Genomic DNA, 14,324 nt, shown 5'->3' with positions numbered 1-14,324 from the left:
GGTTGTCCACAGGATTCAGCGAGTTTTCCACAGGTACTGGGGGTGCCTGTCCGGCAACCGACAGTGGCCGGCACGGCGGAAGGGGTGGCCGGACGGCCACCCCTTCCGCGCGGTCCGGGACGTTCAGACCTTGGCCTTGCCCAGGATGCGGTTCACTGTTGTGCCGCACACCGGACACTTGCCCTTGGCCATGTTCATCCCGGTCTTGGAGACCTCGACGTGTCCCTCGAAGTCCCGCTTCTCCTTGCACTTGACGCAGTAACCGTTGTAGGTCTGGGCCTGGTCGGCCACGGTGCCCTCCTCGTCTCGTCCGCCGGCGAACGCTCATCCGGCGGTGTTCCCGGCGGCGGGCCACGGGGCTCCGGCGCTGGGTCTTTCGGCGCGGCCACCGTCGTGACCGCTGGTCCGCGGACCCTACCCAGGTCTGGGCGGTTCCATGTCAGCTCCGCATCGACACTGTGAGCAAGTTGACGTCGAGAGTGTGCATGGCGAAATACGTCTGATAAGTGAGTTTGGCGGGGACACGCCGACCGGATGCCCGGATCAGGGCCCAGGGGACCCGGCGCGACCGGCGCTCTGATGATCACCTAACGTGGAGACGGGCGCCCGCGGGCGGCCGTTCGCCGTCACGGACCGTCGATGAAGACGCTCCGTCACAGAAATTTTCGGGACTACCAGCGACCAATCCCCATTTTCCGGGCGCGTGTCGTGGGGTAGGCCCTTGCGGACCCTGGTCAGTACGCATTAGCTATGCCTCGTGACAGGAATCCGAGGCTGCGCGGCTCGCTGATGGCAGCGCCGCGCAAGCCGGTCGTCGAGGTACGGCGCAGCCAGCGCCGGCGGCGCACGGTGTCCGCGTACCGCGACGGTGAGCGGGTCGTCGTCCTGATCCCCGACCAGTTCTCCCGGGCCGAGGAGAGCGAGTGGGTCGACCGCATGCTCGCCCGGCTCGCCGCCCGCGAGGGCCGGTTCGCCCGGTCCGATGACGAGCTGCTGGCGCGCGCCACCCGGTTGATCACGCTCTACCTGGCCGATCACGGGCTGGACGCCGTACCGGCCAGTGTGCGCTGGGTCACCAACCAGAACGGCCGGTGGGGTTCCTGCACCCCGGCGGACCGGACGATCCGCATCTCGCACCGGGTGCAGGACATGCCGGACTGGGTCATCGACTACGTGCTGCTGCACGAACTGGCGCACCTCATCGTCCCGAGCCACAACGCACGGTTCTGGGAGCTGGTCGGCCGGTACCCGAAGACCGAGCGGGCCCGGGGCTACCTGGAGGGTGTGGCGGCCGTCTCCGTCTCCTGACCCTGCGGTGAGGAGGAGCCCCTTCTCGACGCCTGCGGTAGAGCAGGGCTGCCTTGTCAACGCGTACGGCACCTGCACGCGGAGTCGATCACGGTCGCGGCGGGGCGCTACGCGTTAGGGTCGGGCCGTGGCACGACGTGTGGTGGTGGCGTTGCTCGGTCCGGTCGCCTGGACGCCGCCCGGTATCGACCCGACCGAGTGGCGTACCGCGCTCGCCGAGGACGTGGTCGACCTGCTCGCCACGCTGAACGAGGTCGAGACCGCGGTCGCCGTGACCCCGGCCGACCGCTGGCTCGCCGACGCCGTGGTCTGGCCCGGGACCAGGGTCTACGAGGTGCCGACCCCGACCGTCGACGCCGTACTCGCCGCCTGCGGGCCGGACGTCCAGGCCGCGCCGGACGCCACCCCGGATCCGGGTGACCCCTCGGTCCCGGTGCTGTCGCGCGGCGCCGGAGCCGGCCCCGGACCGGTGGGCGCGGCCGACCCGGCGACCGGTGGGCTGACGCGCGAGCCGAGCCCGGCCCTCGGTGGGCCGGCCCACCGGCCGGGACCGGTGAACGGTGGGCCGACCCGCGAGCCCGGCCTGGCCGCCGTGGGGCACGGGCCCGACCCGATGGGCGGCGAGGGGGCGGGCGAGCCGGTGCCCGAACAGCCGGCGTGGGACGAGCAGGGCCAGCCGGCCGGCGCGGACCGCGAGGTGCCCTCCGGGGCCTACGGCCAGGTGGCGGTGATCGCCGGGGACGCACCGGACGTACCGGGCCTGATCATCGGCAAGCTGCTCCGGCCGCTCACCACCCGACCGCTGGCGGTGGCACCGGTCGAGGGGAGTGGGCCCGGCCTGCTCGGCGTGGCGGCCCGGCTGCCCGTACCGGAGTGGCTGCCGGAGCTGGACCTGGACAGCGCCGTGCCCGCGGCCGTACGCGCGGCGGCGCCCCGACCCGGCGAACTCGCGGTCACGCCGGCGTGGCACCGGCTACGCGGCCCGGCCGACCTGGCCCGGCTGAACCCGGCCATCGAGGGCTGGGACGCCACCCGCGCCCTGCTCTCCGGCACCGGCCGCCTGCGCTGACCCGGCCACCGCCGGGCGGGCCCGCGTTGACCATGACGTTGGCGGTGGTGCCGGAGATCGGCATCGCCGCCAACCTCATGATCAGTCGGCCCGGTGCGGTCAGCGGGTCTCCGGGCCCTCGTCCGGCTCGGCCGGGGGCTGCTCCTGCGGACCACCGGGGGCGCTGAAGTCGAAGTTCTCCAGCTCGCCGAGGTCGAGCTGGGACCGCGCGAACGCCACCGGGTCGGCGAAGTCGTCGTCGGAGGGCAGCAGGTCGGGGTGGCCCCACAGGGCATCCCGGCCGGCGATCCCCCGGTGCTCGGTGAGCGCCGCCCACAGCGCCGCCGCCTCCCGCAGCCGGCGCGGCCGCAACTCCAGACCGACCAGTGCGGCGAAGGTCTGCTCGGCGGGGCCGCCCGCGGCCCGCCGCCGCCGGAACGCCTCGCCGAGCCGGACGACGTTGGGCAGCCGGTTGCCGGCGGCGCTGTCCACGACGTGGCAGACCCAGCCCTCGACCAGGGCGAGTGCGGTCTCCAGCCGGGCCAGCGAGGCCTTCTGGGCCGGACTGTCCTCCGGGGTGAAGATGCCCTCCAGCGCGATCGCCTGCATCGATTCCGGATCGGTCGGATCGACCCGGCCCATCGCCTCCTCGATCGCCTCGCGGTTGACCCGGATGCCCGCCGCGTACATCTCCACCGCGCTGAGCACGTGCCCGCGCAGCCACGGCACGTGCTGGAAGAGCCGCTGGTGGGCGGCCTCGCGCAGGGCCACGTAGAGGCGGACCTCGTCCTCGGGCAGCTCCAGGCCGGCGCCGTACTCCCGGATGTTGGCCGGGATGAGCGCGGCCGTGCCGGCCGGGCCGAGCGGCAGCCCGATGTCGCCCGCCGAGAGCACCTCGGCGGCGAGCGAGCCGAGGGCCTGGCCCAGTTGGCCACCGAAGAGGGCCCCGCCGAGCGTGGCCACCATCGACTGCATCGGGCCGAGCTGGGCCCGTGCCTCCGGCGGCACCAGGTCGCCCATGGCGCCGACCATCCGGCTGGCCACCGGGTCGCACAGCTTGCGCCACACGTCGAGGGTCTTGTAGATCCACTCGTTCCGGTTCCACGCGACCGAGGTGTGGATGCCCGACGGCAGCGCGGAGGCCGGCTCCAGCCACAGGTCGGCCAGGCGCAGGGCCTCCTCCACCGCGTTGCGCTCGTACGGCGAGACCGCCGGATCGCCGGCGGCGGCGAGCTGGCTCGCGGCCACCTGGCGGGCCAGGTCCCAGTTCACCGGGCCGCTGCCGGGCGCCGAGAGCAGGTGCTGCAGCTGCGCCATGAACTGCTGCATCTGCGCGGGGTCGTTGGGGTCTGGTGGTTGCCCACCCGGGAGCGCGAAACCGAACGGAATATCAGGCACGAGGTCTACGGTACGCGCGCCCCGCCCCAGGCCGCGTCCGCTGGCGTTGCGCTCACGGCGAAGTCCCGGCTCGTCCGCCGGCCCGGCCGCACCCGATCGGTACGCTCTGCGGCATGAGACGTCGCGGCGTGACCGTCCTGCTCGGTGCTCTGCTCACCACCCTGCTCAGCATCGGCGTGCTGGCGGCGCCCATCCCGTACGTGGTGCTCGGCCCCGGCCCGACCGTCAACACGCTGGGCACCGAGGACGGCAAGGAGGTCATCCAGGTCACCGGGCGGGAGACCTCCACGTCGGCGGGCCAACTGCGGCTGACCACGGTCGGGGTGCAGCCCTCGGTCAAGCTGCGCTCCGCCATCCAGGGCTGGTTCTCCGACGACGAGGCGGTGGTGCCCCGCGAGCTGGTGTACCCGCCGGGGGAGTCCCGGGAGGAGGTCGAGGAGCGGAACGCGGAGGACTTCAAGGTCTCCCAGACCAGTGCGGAGACGGCGGCGCTGCGTGAGCTCGGCTTCCCGGTGCAGGTGGTGGTCAAGACGGTCGCCGGGGACGGCCCGTCGGCCGCCGTCCTGAAGCCCGGCGATGTGCTGACCTCGGTCGACGGGCAGCCGGTGACGGCGGCCAGCCGGCTCACCGAGCTGATCCGCGCCAAGCCGGCCGGCACCGCCCTGGAGATCGGCTACACCCGCGACGGCACCGCGGGCACCGCCCGGATCACCAGCCGGGAGCAGGACGGCCGTCCCCGGATCGGCGTCGAGATCGACCAGCAGCAGCCGCACCCGTTCACGCTGACGATCTCCCTGGCGGACATCGGCGGCCCGAGCGCCGGCCTCATGTTCGCCCTCGGGATCGTCGACAAGCTGACCCCGGAGGATCTGACCGGCGGCCGGATCATCGCCGGCACCGGCACCATCGACGACGAGGGCCGGGTCGGTCCGATCGGCGGCATCGCCCAGAAACTGGTCGGCGCGAAGGACGCCGGCGCGACCGTGTTCCTGGTCCCGGCCGACAACTGCGCCGAGGCCAAGCGCAACCCGCAGCCCGGCCTGCCGCTGCTCAGGGTCGCCACGCTGGACGAGGCGCTGACCGCCCTGGAGACGCTGCGTACGGGGGGCGAACCGGCCCGCTGCTGACCGCCGCGCCGCCCGCGCCATGACCATGGACCGACACGTTCAGGAAGACCCCGTACTCTGGTGGCCTGGTCGGAGCCGATCACATCGAGCGTGCGGAGCCAACAGTGGTCATGCGTAGCAGTGCCCCCCTGCCGAGGATGAGCCGACGCGGACGCGTCACGATCGGTGTCCTGGTCGGGGTGTTCGTGCTGTTCACCCTGCTCGGCTGGGGTGTGCAGGCGTGGACCGACTGGCTGTGGTTCGGCGAGGTCGACTACAAGCAGGTGTTCACCGGGGTGCTCGTCACCCGGCTGCTGCTCTTCCTCACCATCGGGCTCGGCATGGCGGTCGTCATCGGCGGCAACCTCTGGCTGGCGCAGCGGATGCGGCCCCGGCTGCGGCCGCAGTCCCCGGAGCAGGCCACCCTCGAGCGCTACCGGATGCTGCTGAGCCCCCGGCTCGGCACCTGGATCGCCCTGGTCTCCGCCGTGGTCGGCCTCTTCGCCGGCCTGTCCGCGCAGAGCCGGTGGAACCAGTGGTTGCTGTTCCGCAACGGTGGCGACTTCGGCGTGAAGGACCCGGAGTTCGGCGTCGACGTCGGCTTCTACGTCTTCGACCTGCCGTTCTGGCGTTACCTCCTCGGGGTGGGGTTCACCGCGGTGGTGCTGGCCCTCATCGGGTCGCTCGCCGTGCACTACATCTTCGGCGGCGTCCGGCTGCAGGGCGTCGGCGACCGGATGAGCAACGCGGCGCGCGCCCACCTGAGTGCCCTGGTCGCCGCCTTCGTGCTGCTCAAGGCCGTCGCGTACGTGCTGGACCGGCGGGCGATGCTGCTGGAGTACAACGACGGCGCCAACGTGTACGGCGCCGGCTACGCGGACGTCAACGCGCTGTTGCCGGCGAAGGAGATCCTCGCCTACATCTCGGTCGTCGTGGCGATCGCGATCATCCTGTTCTCCAACGCCTGGATGCGGAACCTGGTCTGGCCGGGCATCTCGCTGGCCCTGCTCGGCGTGTCGGCGGTGGCCATCGGCGGCATCTACCCGTGGGCGGTGCAGACCTTCGAGGTGAAGCCGAGCGCCCGGGACAAGGAGGCGCCGTACATCCAGCGCAGCATCGACGCGACGCGCACGGCCTTCAACCTGGACGGCGTCGAGACCGAGCCGTACGCGGCCAGCAACCTGACCCCGCCGGCGACCCTGGCCACCGACACCGCCGTGGTGCCGAACGCCCGTCTGCTCGACCCGCAGCTGGTCAGCGAGACGTACACGCAGCTGCAGCAGGTCCGCGGCTTCTACGACTTCGGGCCGAAGCTGGACATCGACCGGTACACGGTCAACGGCAAGACGCAGGACTACGTGGTCGGCGTCCGCGAGATCAACTACGGCGAGCTGACCGCCCAGCAGAGCAACTGGATCAACCGGCACACCGTCTACACCCACGGTTACGGCGTGGTCGCCGCCCCCGCCAACCAGGTCGTCTGCGGTGGCCAGCCGTTCTTCGTCTCCGGCTTCCTCGGCGAGAAGGCCCAGGAGGCGTGCTCCTCCCAGACCGAGCAGATCCCGGCCACCCAGCCGCGCATCTACTTCGGCGAGCGGATGGAGGCCGGGGACTACGCCATCGTCGGCCGGTCGAACCCGGACGCCAACCCGGCCGAGTTCGACCGGCCGGTGGGCGAGGGCGACGACGGGCGTGAGTCGTACTACACCTACACCGGCTCCGGCGGCGTCGAGATCGGCTCGTTCACCCGCCGCCTGCTGTACGCCATCAAGGAGCAGGAGACGAACTTCCTGCTCTCCGAGGCGGTCAACGAGAACTCGAAGCTGCTCTACGTCCGCAACCCGCGCGACCGGGTGGAGAAGGTCGCCCCGTTCCTCACCGTGGACGGCGACCCGTATCCGGCGGTGGTCGACGGCCGGGTGCAGTGGATCATCGACGGCTACACCACCGCCGCGACCTACCCGTACGCCGAGCGGATCAACCTGCAGACCGAGACCACCGACGAGCTGACCAACCGGGGCACCTTCCAGCTGGCCCGGGAGAACGTCAACTACATCCGCAACTCGGTGAAGGCGACCGTCGACGCGTACGACGGCACGGTCACCCTCTACGAGTTCGACGAGGGCGACCCGGTCCTCAAGGCGTGGAACAAGGCCTTCGGCGGTGACCTCGTCAAGCCGAAGTCGGAGATCCCGGCCGAGCTGACCGAGCACTTCCGCTACCCGGCCGACCTGTTCAAGGTGCAGCGCAACCTGCTCACCCGGTTCCACGTCACCAACCCCGGCGACTTCTACTCGGGGCAGGACTTCTGGCAGGTGCCCAACGTGCCGGACGCTCCGGACAGCGGGCAGAAGCAGCCGCCGTACTACCTGTTCACCCAGTTCCCCGGCCAGGACTCGGCGCGCTTCCAGCTCACCGCCGCGGTCACCCCGAACGGCCGGCAGAACCTGGCCGCGCTGATCTCGGGCTCGTACGTGGACGGGGAGCCGCGCCTCGAGGTGCTGGAGCTGCCGGACCAGACCCGGATCTCCGGTCCGGTGCAGGTGCACCAGCAGATGACCAACAACGCGCAGATCCGGCAGCAGCTCAACCTGCTCTCGTCGAACCAGGCGCAGGTGCAGTACGGCAACCTGCTCTCCCTGCCGTTCGGCAACGGCATGCTCTACGTCGAGCCGGTCTACGTGAAGAGCAACCAGCAGGACGCATACCCGCTGCTGCAGAAGGTGCTCCTGTCGTACGGCGACGGCGGCTCGTTCGTCGTGCTGGCCGACAACCTGACCGACGGGATCAAGCAACTCGTCGAGCAGGGCAAGCAGGCCGGCACGCCGACCCCGCCGCCACCGCCGTCCGGGGAGCCCTCGCCGTCACCGTCGGCGACGCCGTCGCCGGGCACCACCCCGCCCCCGCTCACCGGTGAGCTGGCCGAGGCGGCGAACCGGGTCCAGGCGGCGATCGCGGAGGTCCGGGCCGCGCAGGCCTCGGGCGACTTCGAACGGTACGGCCGGGCGCTGAAGGCGCTGGACGAGGCGATCACCGCGTTCCAGCAGGCCCAGGGTGCCGCCGCCCCGACGCCGGGCGCCGGCGGCACGCCGACACCCACCCCCTCGGGAACACCCGGCGGCTGACCCGGCGAAACGGCGGCGCCCCCGGATCCGGTGAGCGGATCCGGGGGCGCCGCCGTGTTCGCGGCCCGCCGGGTGCAACCCGGCGGGCCGCGGCCCCGTTCTCACAGCAGATGACGGTGACCGGCCCGGGAGACACGTGATGAGGACATGAGGGACGCGGCGGGTTTCGACGAGTTCTACCGGAGCACCGCGCACCGGATGCTCCGCTACGGCTACGCGGTCGCGGGCGACCACGCCGAGGCGCAGGACCTCGTGCAGGAGGCGTACGCCCGGGCCTGGCGGCAGTGGGGCACGTTGATCGCGCACCCCGCACCGGAGGCGTGGCTGCGGCTGGTGGTGGCCCGGCTGGCGACCGACCGCTGGCGCCGGCTCACCGGCTGGCGGGCGGCCCTGCGGCGCACCGGCGCGCCGGAGCCGGTGTCGCCGCCGAACGAGGACAGCGTCCTGCTGGTCGGCGCGCTCCGGCAACTTCCGGCCAACCAGCGGCAGGCGCTCGCCCTGCACTACCTCTACGACATGACCGTCGAGGACATCGCCCGCGAGATGGACGTGGCGGCCGGGACCGTGAAGTCCTGGCTGTCCCGGGGGCGTACCCGCCTGGCGGCCCTGCTGCCCGACATCAACGACGAGCGACTGGAGGCGAACGATGTCGCGTGACCTGTCCGACTTCTACCGGTCGCTCGCCGGCGAGGCGGATCCCCGGGCCCTTCCCGCGCCGGAGGCGCTCCGGCGGTCCGCCGACCGGCGGGCCCGGATCCGGGTGGCCGGCACGGCGCTCGCGGCGGCGGTCCTGGTCGCCGGGGTGGCGACCGGCAGCCGGCTGGTGCTCGCCGGCGATCCGGCGCCGGTGGCGCCGCCCGGCGGGACGCCGACGGTTCCGGCGCCGACCGCGCCGAGCCCGACGCCGTCGGCGACCCCCAGCGGCACGCCGTCGACCTCGTCGAGCACGACCCCGGGCGGACCGGGCCCCACGTCGATCCCGGACCGGGCGTTCTTCCAGCTCGCGCCGGCCAACGACAAGGGCGCCGCGAACTTCGTCGAGGCCGAGGTGCTGCCGTCGCTGTGCGAGGCCCGCTTCGCCAGCGACGATGCGATCGTGCAGCGCCGGAGCCGGCACCTGGCCTACAAGAACCCCGAGTCGCCCGCGGACTACGTGCCCGACGGCAGCTACGTGCACACCGTCACCGTCTACGCGGCCGGGCGCGCCGACGACGCGCTGCGCGAGCTGCGCGAGGCGGTCCGCGCCTGCCCGCGGCAGGAGGGTACGGGCGGCCGCGACCCGGCGACGTCGCGCCTGCGGCTGCTGGCTGACAGCGGCTACGGCGACGAGTCGGTGCTCTTCGAGATCCGGACCGACGCCCGGGACCTGGAGGGGAACCCGGTCGGCGGGGAGGAGGTGCGGCTGATCCGGGCGATCCGCGTCGACGACGTGGTGACGATCCTGTGGGAGCAGGGCTGGGAGGGCACCTCGGCCGAGCGGACCCAGGTGGACGCCGACAGCCGGCGTGCCGTGGCGGCGATCGAGGCCTGGCTGGGCTGAGAGCGCGACCGGGCGGTTCCGGGCTCCCGGGCCGGAACGCCCGGTCCACCGGTCGTTTTGCACCGCGCCGGGGTGGTGCGCTACGGTTGTTTCACCGACGCGGGGTGGAGCAGCTCGGTAGCTCGCTGGGCTCATAACCCAGAGGTCGCAGGTTCAAATCCTGTCCCCGCTACCACATCGGAAAGGCCCCGAGGAGTCCTCCTCGGGGCCTTTCCGCATCTTCCGTCGACGGACCCGCCAGTGGCGGCCAGGGGATGCGCCGACGGTGTCCGGGAGATCCGTCGACGGTGTCCGGGGGCGAGGATCATGGCCGGGCGCGATGGGCTACACTGGTGGAGCCGACGCGGGGTGGAGCAGCTCGGTAGCTCGCTGGGCTCATAACCCAGAGGTCGCAGGTTCAAATCCTGTCCCCGCTACTCGTCCGAAGGCCCCGGAGGATCGCTCCGGGGCCTTCGTCGTGTCCACCCTCGGTGAGCCATTCCGCGCCGAGCGCCCTGCCGGGGTTGCGCTTCTCGGCGAGGATGGGGCCATGTCTGCTTTCGGTAGGTGGTGGGGCCGGCTGAGCGCGGTCCTCGGTGCGGTCGTGCTGTCGGTGTTCGTCCCGGTGGCGGCCTGGGCGTCCAGCGGTCCGGGCGAGCTGGCGGTCGAGGCCGTCCGGCGCCGTCGCGGCGGCGGTTTCGGTTTCCTCGGGCTGCTCTGCTGCCTGGTCGTCGTGGCTCTGATCGTCTTCCTCATCGTGCGGATGATGAACCGGAATCGCCGCGGCGGCCCGCCGCGCTGATCCCACCGCCGGCGGGGTGCGTCGCCGACGCGGCGGGAGGCTTCCCGCCGGCCCGGGGCCGCGGACCACCGGCGCGGGCCGTAGGCGGGCCGCGTGGTCTACTAGGGCGCGTGGAACTTCTGCACTCGGGCAAGGTCCGGGACGTCTACGCCGACGGCGATGACCTGATCCTGGTCGCCTCCGACCGCATCTCGATCTACGACGTGGTGCTGCCGACGCCGATTCCGGACAAGGGCAAGCTGCTCACCGCGCTCTCGCTGTGGTGGTTCGAGCAGCTCGCCGACCTGGTGCCGAACCACGTGATCTCGGCGACCGACGTGCCGGCCGAGTTCGCCGGCCGGGCGATCCGCTGCCGGCGGCTGGAGATGGTCCCGGTGGAGTGCGTCGCCCGGGGCTACCTGACCGGTGGCGGCCTCGTCGAGTACCAGCGCACCGGCGCGGTCTCCGGCGTCGAGCTGCCGCGCGGGCTGGTCGAGGCGTCGATCCTGCCCGAGCCGATCTTCACGCCGTCCACCAAGGCGCCGGTCGGGGAGCACGACCAGCCGATCACCTTCGCCGAGGTGGTGGACAAGGTCGGGGCGGAGACCGCCGAGCGGCTGCGCCGGATCACGCTGGACCTCTACCGGCGGGGAGCCGAGCTGGCGGCCGACCGGGGCATCCTGATCGCCGACACCAAGATCGAGCTGGGTTGGGCGGCCGACGGCACGCTGGTGGTCGGCGACGAGCTGCTGACCTCCGACTCGTCCCGGTTCTGGCCGGCCGAGTCATACCAGCCGGGGCGTGCCCAGTTCTCCTACGACAAGCAGTACGTCCGGGACTGGGCCACGGCGAGCGGCTGGGACCGGCAGGGGCCGGCGCCGGAGGTGCCGGCCGAGGTCGTGGAGGCCACCCGGGCCCGCTACGTCGACGTGTACGAGAAGCTCACCGGCAACCGCTGGGCGTAGCGAGCCCCGCTCCGCACAATCGCCCACGTGTCGCCCTGACGGACCGCCGCTACCGGGCAGAACGCCAGGGGCGGGGGCTGGGTCAGGCGGGGTGCGGGGTCAGGGCCGTGGAGATGCGCACCAGGGTGCCGGCGGCACCGGTCACCACGTCCATGGTGTCGCTCAGCTCGCGGGCCAGCCACAACCCCCAGCCGCCGGCCGTTTCCGGGGCCGGGCGGCTGTGATCCGTGAGTCGCTGGGCGCTGATCCCGTGCCCGTGATCGGCGACCTCGCAGACCAGCACGCCCCGCTGCCGCCACATCCGCAGCGAGCCGCGACCGCCGCCGTGCCGGACCGCGTTGGTGATCAGCTCGTTGACCGCCAGCACGAAGTCGTCCAGCCGCTGCCCCTGGAGGCCGGCGGCACGCGCGCAGGCGGTGACCGAGTGCCGTAGCTCGGTCACCTGAGCCTGGTCGAAGGCTTCGGCGATCAGCGGGGGAGGTTCGATGGGCACAACCGTACGCGGTGCGTGCGGTTCCGCATTCGTCATGGCCCCTTCCGGCAACGGATCGTCGTGGTTTTCACGGCATTTCCACCGTACGTCAGGGTTTCCCGACCCGCATCCGCCGCCACCTGCGGGAAGGTGCCGCTGTGGCATCGTGTCGGGCGTGCCCACGTCAGCCGGTGGTTTCGAGGTCCCGTTGTGGCGGGCCATCGCCGTGTTCCGGGTGGCCTCGCTCGCGTACGTCTGCGTGGTCGCCGTGCGCCACGCGGACCGGTACGCGCACCCGCTGGCCGCCGGCGGCCTGGTCCTGGCGATGGCGGCCTGGACGGCCGTGACGGCCGTCGGGTACGCGCGCCCCGCCCGGCGTGGTTGGCCGCTGCTCCTGGCCGACCTGGGCGTCGTCGTGGGAGTCGTGCTGGCCACCCCGTGGGTGGTCGGGCGGGAGGCACTCGCCGCCGGCGTGCCCACGCTCGCGGTGGCGTGGCTCGCCGGCCCGGTCCTGGCCTGGGCGGTCTCCGGCGGTCGACGGCGGGGCACCGTCGCCGCGCTGGTGCTCGGCACGGCCGACCTCGCCACCCGGGAGCGGATCGGCGAGTCCTCGCTCACCGGGGTGATCCTGCTGCTCCTCGCCGGGGTGGTGGTCGGGCACGTGGCCCGCCTCGCGGTGACCGCCGAGGAGCGGCTCCAGCGGGCCGTCGAGCTGGAGGCGGCCACCCGGGAGCGGGAACGGCTGGCCCGCGACATCCACGACTCCGTACTCCAGGTCCTCGCCCTGGTGCAGCGGCGTGGCGCGCACCTGGACGGCGAGGCCGGCGAACTGGCCCGGCTCGCCGGCGAGCAGGAGGCGGCGCTGCGCGCGCTGATCGCCGGCGCGGCGCCCGCTCCGGCCGACGGGCCGGCGGACCTGCGCGCGCTGCTCGGGCGGTACGCGTCGCCGTCGGTCTCGCTGTCGGCCCCGGCCGACCCGGTGCCGCTGCCCGGCCCGGTCGCCCGGGAACTGGCCGCCGCGACCGCGGCCGCGTTGGACAACGTGGGGCGGCACGCCGGTGGCCGGGCCTGGGTGCTGATCGAGGACGAGGGCAGCACGGTGACCGTGTCCGTCCGCGACGCGGGCCCGGGCTTCACCGACGGTCGCCTGGCCGAGGCGGCGGCCCAGGGGCGGCTGGGGGTGGCCCGCTCGATCCGGGGCCGGATCGCCGACCTCGGCGGGACGGTCCGCATCACGTCCGCCCCGGGCGCCGGGACCGAGGTGGAGCTGACCGTGCCCCGGCCGGGGCGGTGAGTCCGGCCATCGGCCGGCGCGGCGGTGGCACGGGTGCCCGGAGACCGGAGGAGGAGACGTGGCACGGGTGATGGTGGTCGACGACCACCCGATGTGGCGGGAAGGGGTGGCCCGCGACCTGACCGAGGCGGGCCACGAGGTGGTGGCCACCGCGGGCGAGGGACGACAGGCGGTCCGGGTGGCGCCCGCCGCGCGGCCCGAGGTGGTCGTCCTGGACCTGCAACTGCCGGACATCTCCGGGGTTGCGGTGATCCGGGGGCTGCGGGCCGCGCTGCCCGAGGTCCGGGTGCTGATGCTCTCGGCGAGCGGTGAACAGCAGGACGTGCTGGACGCGGTCAAGGCGGGCGCCACCGGCTACCTGGTGAAGTCCGCCGCCCCGGCGGAGTTCCTGGCGGCGGTACGGCGGACGGCGGCGGGGGAGCCGGTCTTCACGCCCGGGCTGGCCGGCCTGGTGCTCGGCGAGTACCGGCGCCTGGCGGCCGGACCGACCGCCCCGGAACACGACGGCGCACCCCGGCTCACCGAGCGGGAGACCGAGGTGCTGCGTCTGGTGGCGAAGGGGATGTCGTACAAGCAGATCGCCGAGCGCCTCGCGATCTCGCACCGGACGGTGCAGAACCACGTGCAGAACACGCTGGGCAAGCTCCAGCTGCACAACCGGGTCGAGCTGACCCGGTACGCGATCGAGCGGGGCCTCGACGACTGAGCGACGGTCAGACCGAGTGGGGCGGGCGGGTCTCGTGGACCGCCAGCTCCTCGGCGGTCGCCCCACCGCCGGCCGAACCGGCGTCGTACGCGATCGAGTCGGTCTCCTGGTCGGTGTGGGCGCCCTCGTCCGGCTCGACCAGCCGGCCCACCTCGGCGTCGGTCACGCTGCCGAGCTGCCCGTGGTCGTAGAGCGAGACCGGCGAGTTCGGGTCCGAGGTCGGCCCCGGGTCGATCACGTCGGCGTCGAGCTGGGCCTGCGCGGCCTGCTCCTCGCTGTCCGCCTCGGCCGCGATGTCCGGGTCGACCGGGCCGGCCAGCGGATCGTCCGCCGGACGCTCGTACTGCTCCCGGTCGAGCTTGTAGTCCAGCGACTCCCCGTCGGCCTGTTCGTCGGCGGTGGTCCCGAACCGGTCGACGGCCACCGGCGTCCGGTCCCCGGGCAGCTGCGCCGGCTCCGGGCCGTCCGCCTCCCGCCCGGTCAGGACGTCGTCGTTCGCGGTCGAGTCGTCGTCGGCGGTGTCGGGCAGGCCCTCCGCCTCGGGATCGGACACGGGGGTCGGGTACTCGTCGTCGCGCATACCGCTGCTCTACCCCTGCCCA

At 73.1% G+C, this 14,324-nt stretch carries 13 protein-coding genes, 2 tRNA genes and 2 pseudogenes; 13 read left to right on the top strand and 4 right to left on the bottom strand.

Features of this window, described 5'->3' with window-relative positions:
* Positions 1–123 precede the first annotated feature (123 nt).
* A complete protein-coding gene (locus EV376_RS30020) occupies positions 124–291 on the bottom strand; it encodes a DUF5679 domain-containing protein (RefSeq protein WP_007464795.1) in 168 nt (55 codons plus the stop codon).
* Between the two features lie 498 nt (positions 292–789).
* On the opposite strand from EV376_RS30020, the gene EV376_RS00815 reads away from it, so the two are divergent.
* From EV376_RS00815 to EV376_RS30620, 3 genes and pseudogenes are all read left to right on the top strand, one after another.
* On the top strand, positions 790–1,308 hold the full coding sequence (locus EV376_RS00815) for a M48 metallopeptidase family protein (protein ID WP_130328473.1): 519 nt from the start codon (positions 790–792) through the stop codon (positions 1,306–1,308).
* Between the two features lie 127 nt (positions 1,309–1,435).
* A pseudogene (locus tag EV376_RS30625) lies at positions 1,436–1,681 on the top strand (hypothetical protein); the annotation flags it as partial.
* A gap of 297 nt (positions 1,682–1,978) precedes the next feature.
* A pseudogene (locus EV376_RS30620) lies at positions 1,979–2,377 on the top strand (hypothetical protein); the annotation flags it as partial.
* 99 nt (positions 2,378–2,476) lie between these two features.
* Here EV376_RS30620 and EV376_RS00805 read toward each other — a convergent pair.
* Entirely contained in the window at positions 2,477–3,685 is a 1,209-nt protein-coding gene (locus tag EV376_RS00805) for a zinc-dependent metalloprotease (protein ID WP_130328472.1), read from the bottom strand.
* 182 nt (positions 3,686–3,867) lie between these two features.
* On the opposite strand from EV376_RS00805, the gene EV376_RS00800 reads away from it, so the two are divergent.
* The 8 genes from EV376_RS00800 (at position 3,868) to EV376_RS00765 (ending at position 11,250) form a co-directional block, all read left to right on the top strand.
* Positions 3,868–4,881, top strand: a complete 1,014-nt coding sequence (locus tag EV376_RS00800; RefSeq protein ID WP_130320250.1) for a YlbL family protein — start codon at positions 3,868–3,870, stop codon at positions 4,879–4,881.
* 110 nt (positions 4,882–4,991) lie between these two features.
* A complete protein-coding gene (locus tag EV376_RS00795; RefSeq protein ID WP_207227988.1) occupies positions 4,992–7,985 on the top strand; it encodes a UPF0182 family protein in 2,994 nt (997 codons plus the stop codon).
* 147 nt (positions 7,986–8,132) lie between these two features.
* On the top strand, positions 8,133–8,642 hold the full coding sequence (locus EV376_RS00790) for a SigE family RNA polymerase sigma factor (protein WP_130320248.1): 510 nt from the start codon (positions 8,133–8,135) through the stop codon (positions 8,640–8,642).
* On the top strand, positions 8,632–9,525 hold the full coding sequence (locus tag EV376_RS00785) for a hypothetical protein (RefSeq protein WP_130320247.1): 894 nt from the start codon (positions 8,632–8,634) through the stop codon (positions 9,523–9,525). The genes EV376_RS00790 and EV376_RS00785 overlap by 11 nt, the downstream gene beginning before the upstream one ends.
* Positions 9,526–9,623: 98 nt before the next feature.
* Positions 9,624–9,700, top strand: a tRNA-Met gene (locus EV376_RS00780).
* Between the two features lie 167 nt (positions 9,701–9,867).
* Positions 9,868–9,941: transfer RNA gene (locus EV376_RS00775), tRNA-Met, on the top strand.
* 113 nt (positions 9,942–10,054) lie between these two features.
* Entirely contained in the window at positions 10,055–10,306 is a 252-nt protein-coding gene (locus EV376_RS00770) for a hypothetical protein (protein ID WP_130320246.1), read from the top strand.
* Positions 10,307–10,416: 110 nt separating this feature from the next.
* Entirely contained in the window at positions 10,417–11,250 is an 834-nt protein-coding gene (locus EV376_RS00765) for a phosphoribosylaminoimidazolesuccinocarboxamide synthase (RefSeq protein ID WP_130320245.1), read from the top strand.
* Positions 11,251–11,332: 82 nt separating this feature from the next.
* On the opposite strand, the gene EV376_RS00760 is transcribed toward EV376_RS00765, so the two are convergent.
* Positions 11,333–11,779: an ATP-binding protein gene (locus EV376_RS00760; protein ID WP_130320244.1), complete on the bottom strand. Its 447-nt coding sequence runs from the start codon at positions 11,777–11,779 to the stop codon at positions 11,333–11,335.
* Between the two features lie 118 nt (positions 11,780–11,897).
* Here EV376_RS00760 and macS point away from each other — a divergent pair, with 118 nt between their 5' ends.
* Together macS and EV376_RS00750 are read left to right on the top strand one after the other, a co-directional pair.
* Complete coding sequence (macS, locus tag EV376_RS00755) at positions 11,898–13,016, top strand: MacS family sensor histidine kinase (protein WP_486482483.1); 1,119 nt, start codon at positions 11,898–11,900, stop codon at positions 13,014–13,016.
* A 70-nt stretch (positions 13,017–13,086) separates the two neighbouring features.
* The gene (locus EV376_RS00750; RefSeq protein ID WP_130328471.1) at positions 13,087–13,722 is read left to right on the top strand and encodes a response regulator transcription factor; all 636 of its coding nucleotides are present in this window, start codon (positions 13,087–13,089) and stop codon (positions 13,720–13,722) included.
* Positions 13,723–13,729: 7 nt separating this feature from the next.
* On the opposite strand, the gene EV376_RS00745 is transcribed toward EV376_RS00750, so the two are convergent.
* Positions 13,730–14,302 carry a DUF5709 domain-containing protein gene (locus EV376_RS00745; protein WP_130320242.1) on the bottom strand — a complete coding sequence of 191 codons (573 nt, stop codon included), beginning with the start codon at positions 14,300–14,302 and terminating at the stop codon, positions 13,730–13,732.
* Positions 14,303–14,324 lie beyond the last annotated feature (22 nt).

The organism is Micromonospora sp. CNZ295 (assembly GCF_004217535.1).
This window is presented reverse-complemented; position numbering and strand designations above follow the sequence as displayed.